Annotated in this window: 5 protein-coding genes and 1 pseudogene; 5 read left to right on the forward strand and 1 reads right to left on the reverse strand. The window is 75.1% G+C overall.

Annotated elements, in window-relative coordinates; genetic code table 11:
- Positions 1-110: 110 nt before the first annotated feature.
- Positions 111-629 (forward strand): annotated as a pseudogene (locus AB0K37_RS39130) (DUF4142 domain-containing protein); the annotation flags it as partial.
- 16 nt (positions 630-645) lie between these two features.
- On the opposite strand, the gene AB0K37_RS39135 reads toward AB0K37_RS39130, so the two are convergent.
- On the reverse strand, positions 646-1,494 hold the full coding sequence (locus AB0K37_RS39135; RefSeq protein ID WP_363990430.1) for an NAD-dependent protein deacetylase: 849 nt from the start codon (positions 1,492-1,494) through the stop codon (positions 646-648).
- A gap of 141 nt (positions 1,495-1,635) precedes the next feature.
- On the opposite strand from AB0K37_RS39135, the gene nirB reads away from it, so the two are divergent.
- From nirB to AB0K37_RS39155, 4 genes are all read left to right on the forward strand, one after another.
- The gene (gene nirB / locus AB0K37_RS39140; protein WP_363990433.1) at positions 1,636-4,137 is read left to right on the forward strand and encodes a nitrite reductase large subunit NirB; all 2,502 of its coding nucleotides are present in this window, start codon (positions 1,636-1,638) and stop codon (positions 4,135-4,137) included.
- The gene (locus AB0K37_RS39145) at positions 4,134-5,606 is read left to right on the forward strand and encodes an FAD-dependent oxidoreductase (protein WP_363990435.1); all 1,473 of its coding nucleotides are present in this window, start codon (positions 4,134-4,136) and stop codon (positions 5,604-5,606) included. Before nirB ends, AB0K37_RS39145 begins: the two co-directional genes overlap by 4 nt.
- Before the next feature lie 24 nt (positions 5,607-5,630).
- A complete protein-coding gene (locus tag AB0K37_RS39150) occupies positions 5,631-6,830 on the forward strand; it encodes an amidohydrolase family protein (RefSeq protein WP_363990438.1) in 1,200 nt (399 codons plus the stop codon).
- 168 nt (positions 6,831-6,998) lie between these two features.
- Positions 6,999-7,185 (forward strand): hypothetical protein (locus AB0K37_RS39155; RefSeq protein ID WP_363990441.1); only part of this gene is annotated, 187 nt, incomplete at its 3' end.

Here is a 7,185-nt window from a genome sequence, read left to right on the forward strand (position 1 = left end):
GCCGCTCCCGTGGACGTGGCTGACCGAGCCGGAACTGGAGTTCTACGTCGACGCCTACAGCCGCAGCGGCTTCACCGGCGGGCTGGCCGCTCGGCCCCGCCGACCGCGACCTCGTCGTGCGGGTCCGGCAGGCGGGGCTGTGGGAGATCCCCGTCGGCCGGGAGGCCGAGCGCCGCGCCGCGCGGGCCGCGACCCGCCGCAACCTCGGCGAGATCGCCCGCCAGCACGCCCGCCTGGACGAACTGGACCGCGCGGTCGCCGCCAGGCTGAACGTCCCGCTGCCGAACCAGCCCACGCCGGACCAGCAGAGCTGGATGTCGGAGATCACCGGCAAGTCGGGGAACGACTACGACCGGACGGCCGTCGCCCGCCTGCGGATGGCGCACGGCCAGATCTACCCGGCGATCGCCGCCGTGCGCGGCAGCACCCGCAACACGCTCGTGCGGAACTTCTCCGAGCAGTGCGAGACGTTCGTCCGCACCCACATGCGGCTGCTGGAGGGCACCGGATTCGTCACCGGCGACATGCTGCCCGACCCGCCCCAGGCCACCGGCGCGCCCCCGCCCGGGGACCCCGGGCACTCGCACGGCCCGGCGCCGGCCGCGACCACGCTGCTGGGCGGGGGGTAGGCCGGACCGGTCCCCGTCAGGCGGGCAGCTCGGCGACCAGCGCGTCCAGGGTGGCGCCGAGCGGGGCGTCCAGCGTGACCAGGGCGTGCGGGTCGCCCCGGGTGGCGCCGCGGTTGACGATCGCCACGGGGACGCCGTGCCGCGCCGCGTGCCGGACGAACCGGTAGCCCGACAGCACGGTCAGCGACGACCCCAGCACCAGCAGCGCCCCCGCCCGCTCCGTCAGCGCGTAGCAGTCCCCGACGCGGGCCGGGGGCACGTTCTCCCCGAAGAAGATCACGTCGGGCTTGAGCGCGCCGCCGCACCGCTCGCAGCCCACGATCCGGAACGCCTCGACGGCCTCGTCGCGCAGGACGGCGTCGCCGTCGGGGTTGATCGTCTCGGCGCGGGCCGTCCAGCCGGGGTTGGCCGCGCGCAGCCGCTCGTCGAGCCGCTCGCGCGCGGACCGCTCGCCGCAGGACAGGCACAGGACGCGGTCCAGCGCGCCGTGCAGCTCGATCACCCCGCGCGCGCCCGCGGCCTGCTGGAGCCCGTCGACGTTCTGGGTGATGATCCCGGCCAGCAGGCCGCGCCGCTGCAGCTCGGCGACCGCGCGGTGCCCCGCGTTCGGGCGGGCCCGCGCGATGTGCCGCCAGCCGAGATGGCTGCGCGCCCAGTAGCGGCGCCGCGCCGCCTCGCTCCCGGTGAACGCCTGGTAGGTCATCGGCTCCGCGCGCCGCCGGCGGCCCGTCTCCCCGCGGTAGTCGGGGATGCCCGACTCGGTCGACAGACCCGCGCCGCTCAGCACCACCACGTCGCCGTCCGAGACGAGGTCGGCCAGCATCGGCAGGCCGGTCTTCGTCCCGTTCCCCGCAAGCTCCGTCACCCTTCCATGGTGCACGACCGGAGCGGGTGGCGGCGCTGGGCCCCGTCCGGCATCGCGGGCGGGCCGGCTGTGAGGGCCACTTAACGCGGGGGTGACAGCGAGGATCTTTGCGGGTAATACGGGCCGCCGAGGATCGGTCCCATGGGAGCCGACAGCAGACCGGACAAGCGCCTGGTCGTCGCCGGCCACGGGCCGGCCGCGCACCGCCTGGTGGAGGCGGTGCGCGAGCGCGACACCGCCGGCACGTGGACGATCACGGTGATCGGCGAGGAGCCCCGCACCGCCTACGACCGCGTGGCGCTCACGACGCATCTGGAGGGGGCCGACCTGGCCTACCCCGCCCACGACGGCGCGGTCACCGTGCGGACCGGGGAGCGGGTCACCGGGATCGACCGCGCGGCCCGGACGGTCGCCACCTCGACGAGGAACGCCGTCCCCTACGACGCGCTCGTCCTGGCCACGGGGTCCGCGCCGTTCGTCCCTCCCGTCCAGGGGCGGGACCTGCCCGGAGTCTTCGTGTACCGCACGATCGACGACCTGGACGCGATCCGCGCGTACGCGCGGGGCAGGGCCACCGGCGCCGTCGTCGGCGGCGGCCTGCTCGGCCTGGAGGCGGCCCGCGCGATCCAGGGCCTCGGGCTGCGCAGCGGCGTCGTGGAGGTGGCGCCGTGGCTGATGCCGCGCCAGCTGGACGAGGGCGGCGGCGCGATGCTGCGCCGCCACATCGAGGGGCTCGGCATGGCCGTGCACGCGGGCACCCCCATGCGGGCCCTGGAGGCCGGTGAGGACGGCGCGGTCCGGCGCGTCGTCCTGGAGGACGGCACGGTGCTCGACGCCGAGGTCGTGGTGTTCTCCGCCGGGATCCGCCCGCGCGACGAGCTGGCCCGCGGCTGCGGGCTGCCGGTGGGGGAGCGCGGCGGGATCGTGGTGGACGCCTCCTGCCGCACCGAGGACCCCGCCGTCTTCGCGATCGGCGAGTGCGCCCTGGTCGGCGGCACGGTGTACGGGCTGGTCGGGCCCTGCTTCTCGATGGCGGAGGTGGTCGCGGACCGGCTGCTGTCCCCCGCGAGCACGGCGGTGTTCGAGGGCGCGGACATGTCGACCAAGCTCAAGCTGATGGGCGTCGACGTCGCCAGCTTCGGCGACCCGTTCGCCGGGCCCGAGCGGGGCGCGCTCGGCGTCACCTACACCGACCCGGTCGCCGGGGTCTACAAGCGGCTCGTCGTCAGCGACGACGCGCGGACCCTGCTCGGCGGCGTCCTCGTCGGCGACGCCGAGGCCTACGGCACGCTCCGCGCCCACGTCGGCGGCGGCCTGCCGGGCGCGCCCGAGCAGATGCTGTTCGGCGGCACCGAGGCGGCGGGCGGCGACCTGCCCGGCGCGACGGTCATCTGCTCCTGCAACAACGTCACCGCCGAGGGCATCCGCCGCACGGTCGCCGAGTGCTCCCTGACCGACGTCGCGGGAGTGAAGGACCGCACCAGGGCCGGGACGAGCTGCGGCAGCTGCGTCCCGCTGGTGAAGCGGATCCTGGACGCCGAGCTGACCGCCGCGGGGATCGAGGTCAGCAAGGCGATCTGCGAGCACTTCGACTACAGCCGCGCCGAGCTGTTCGACATCGTCCGGGCCGGGCGGGTCGGGAGCTTCACCCAGCTCGTCCAGGAGCACGGGACGGGCCGCGGCTGCGACATCTGCAAGCCCGCCGTCGCCTCCATCCTCGCCAGCCTGGGCAACGGCCACATCCTCGAAGGCGAGCAGGCGGCGCTGCAGGACACCAACGACCACTTCCTGGCCAACCTTCAGAAGAACGGCACGTACTCGGTGGTCCCGCGGGTCCCCGGCGGGGAGATCACCCCCGAGCGGCTCATCGTGATCGGGGAGGTGGCGCGCGACTTCGGGCTCTACACCAAGATCACCGGCGGTCAGCGGATCGACCTGTTCGGCGCCCGCGTCGAGCAGCTGCCCGAGATCTGGCGGCGGCTCGTCGAGGCCGGGTTCGAGTCCGGCCACGCCTACGGCAAGGCGCTGCGCACGGTGAAGTCGTGCGTGGGCTCCACCTGGTGCCGCTACGGCGTCCAGGACTCGGCCGCGATGGCGATCCGGCTGGAGCTGCGCTACCGCGGGCTGCGCGCCCCGCACAAGCTGAAGTCGGCCGTGTCCGGCTGCGCCCGCGAGTGCGCCGAGGCGCAGAGCAAGGACTTCGGCGTCATCGCCACCGAGAACGGCTGGAACCTCTACCTCGCCGGGAACGGCGGCATGCGGCCCCGGCACGCCGACCTGTTCGCCACCGACCTCGCCGACGATGAGCTGATCACTTACATCGACCGCTTCCTGATGTTCTACATCCGCACCGCCGACCGGCTCCAGCGCACCGCGAGCTGGCTGGAGTCCCTCGACGGCGGCCTGGACTACCTGCGCGAGGTGATCGTGGACGACCGGCTCGGCATCTGCGCCGACCTCGACGCGGCCATGGCCCGCCACGTCGCGTCCTACTCCGACGAGTGGCGCGACACCCTGGAGGACCCCGAGCGGCTCCGCCGGTTCGTCTCCTTCGTCAACGCGCCGCAGACCCCCGACCCGAGCATCGCCTTCGAGGTCGAGCGCGACCAGATCAAGCCGCTCCCCCTGGAGGTGAAGCGGTGAGCGCCGCGGACCCGGCGGGCGTGGTCGTCGTCGGCAACGGCATGGCCGGCTCCCGGTTCGTGGACGAGCTGCGGTCCCGGGACGCCGCGACGCCGGTGACGGTGTTCGGCGCGGAGGCGCAGCGCCCCTACAACCGGATTCTGCTGTCGAACGTCCTCGCCGGGAAGACGCGGCCCGACCACATCAGCCTTGTCGACGCCGCCTGGTACGCCTCCCACGGCGTGGACGCCCGGCTCGGCGTCGAGGTCACCCGCATCGACCGCGCGGCCAAGACCGTGCACGCCTCGGACGGGACGGTCACCCCCTACGGCACGCTCGTCCTCGCGACCGGCAGCACCGCGTTCGTCCCGCCGATGCCGGGCCTGGAGGACGGCCTTCCGCGCGGCGCGCAGGTGTTCCGCACGCTGGAGGACTGCCGCCGCATCTCCGCCCTGGCCGAGTCGGCGCGCCGCGCGGTGGTCGTCGGCGGCGGACTGCTGGGCATCGAGGCGGCGCGCGGGCTCACCGGCCTTGGCCTGGAGGTGACCGTCCTGCACCTGGCCGGGCACCTCATGGAGCGCCAGCTCGACCCGGCCGCGGGGAAGGTCCTGGCCCGCACCCTGGAGGCGCTCGGCATCGGCACCCGGCTGCAGGCCGCCGTCACGGGGCTGCGCACCGCCGGCGGCGCGGTGACCGGCGTCGAGCTGGCCCTGCCCGGCGGCGGGACCGAGGTCGTCGACGCCGACCTGGTCGTCCTGTCCTGCGGTGTCCGGCCCGAGGTGGGCCTGGCCCGGGACGCGGGCCTGGCCGTCGGCCGGGCCGTGATCGTCGACGACGAGCTGCGGTCGGTGACCGACCCGGCCGTCCGCGCCATCGGCGAGTGCTCCGAGCACCGCGACGAGGTGTACGGGCTGGTGGCGCCCGCGTGGGAGCAGGCGGCCGTGCTCGCGGGGCTGCTCGCCGGCACCGACCCCGCGGCGCGGTTCACCGGCGCCCGCCAGATCACCCGGCTCAAGGCCGCCGGGATCGAGCTGGCGTCGATGGGGGAGACGCACTTCGGCGACGACGACGAGGACGTGGAGGTCGTCCGGTTCACCGACGCGGCGCGCGGCACCTACAAGAAGGCCGTGATCCGGGACGGGCGGCTGATCGGCGCGATCCTGCTCGGCGAGACCTCCACCGCCGGGACGCTCACCCAGCTCTACGACCGGGCCTCGCCGCTGCCCGCCGAGCGCCTCGGCCTGCTGTTCCCCGGCGTCGGCGCGGCGCCCGAGGCCGAGTCGCCGGTGCGGATGCCGGACGCGGCGACCGTCTGCCAGTGCAACAACGTCAGCAAGGGCCAGATCCGCGCCTGCTGGCAGCGCGGCGCCCGCACGGCCGAGGCCGTCGCGCGCGCCACCCGGGCGAGCACCGGATGCGGGAGCTGCCGCTCCGCCGTGGAGGGCATCGTCGCCTGGCTGGAGGAGCAGGACACCGTGGACGTCGCCTGAGCGGCGGCGGGTAGGCTCCGCCGCATGCTCGACGGACGCCCGCTGATCGACGCGCACGTGCACGCCGCCCGGCTGCCCACGCTCCGCCCGGCCTGGCGGCGCTGGGCGGAGGAGTTCGGCTCGTCCCACCCCTGGCAGGACCTCTACGACGAGGACGGCACGCTCGTGCCCGAGCGGGTGGACGCCTACTTCGAGAGTGAGGGCGTCGACGTCGCCCTGCTGCTGTGCGAGTACAGCCCGCGGACCACCGGCACGCAGCCCATCGAGGACCTGCGGCCCCTGCTGGAGCACAACCCGCGGCGCTTCAGGCCGATCGCCAACGTCAACCCGCACCTGCACTACCCGGTCGGCGCCGAGGTCGAGCGGCAGCTCGGGTTCGGCGCCGTCGCGCTGAAGCTGCACCCGGTGCACGGCGGGTTCAGCGTCGCCGACCCCGAGCTCCACCCCGCCTACGAGGTGTGCCGCGACGCCGGCGTCCCGGTCGTCGTGCACTGCGGGACCAGCTCGTTCCCCGGCTCGGTCAACCGGTACGCCGACCCCACCGCGGTCGACGACGTGCTGCGGCTGTTCCCCGGCCTGACGTTCGTCCTCGCCCACGGCGGGCGCGGTTGGTGGTACGACGCCGCCGCGTTCCTCGCGCTGTCCCGCGAGGAGGTGTGGATCGAGCTGTCCGGGCTCCCGCCCCGCCGGCTCCCCGAGTACTACGCCCGGCACGACCTGCGGCGCCTGGCCCGCAAGTTCGTCTTCGGCACGGACTGGCCCGGCGTGCCCGGCATCGCCCGCAACGCCCGCGCCGTCGCCGCCCTCGGCCTGGACGAGGAGACCCTCGCGCTCGTCCTCGCCGGCAACGCACTGCGGGTCTACAAGGGCCTGACCGTCCCGCCGCCCGCCCGAGAGGACCCTCGCATGCCCGACGCGGACCCCTTCACCGACGACGTCGTCAGGCAGATCGCCCGGCACATGAACGAGGACCACGCCGCCGACTGCCTGACGATCTGCCGCGCGCTCGGCGGGCGCCCCGGCGCGACCGCGGCGCGGATGACCGGACTGGACGCGGAGGGCATCGAGTTCGCCGTCGCCGACGGGGGCGTCGAGCACCCGGTCCGGATCCCGTTCGGCGAGCGGCTCACGGAGCGTCCGCAGGTCCGCCGCGAGGTCGTCCGCATGACCGAGCGCGCCCGCGCCGCGCTCGCCGGCGGGCGGGACGCTCCCGGCGGGCCGTAGGCGGCGTACGCCGCGTGACCGGCCGCTGACCGGCGGGAACGCCCCTTCCGTCGCAAAACCGGTTATCGGTCGGCCGAAAAGGGGGCGCGGTTTCGGGAGCGGGCTGGAGGAGATCCGGTAGGCAGCCGAGGGGCCCGCGGTGGGCCCCCGACCCCCACGGAGGCCGACATGCTCGCGATCGTCGCCGCGATCGTCTTCGCACTCGCCCTGTTGTTCGACCTGGCCGACATCTCCTCGGACGCCATCAACAACAGCACCCTGACCGTCCTCGGCCTGCTGCTGATCGCCCTGCACCTCGGCGGCGTCGGCACCGGCGCCTCCGCGAGCTGGCGGCCGCGGCGGCCCGGCCCCCGGG

The organism is Actinomadura sp. NPDC049753, assembly GCF_040674655.1.
Taxonomy (GTDB): domain Bacteria; phylum Actinomycetota; class Actinomycetes; order Streptosporangiales; family Streptosporangiaceae; genus Spirillospora; species Spirillospora verrucosospora.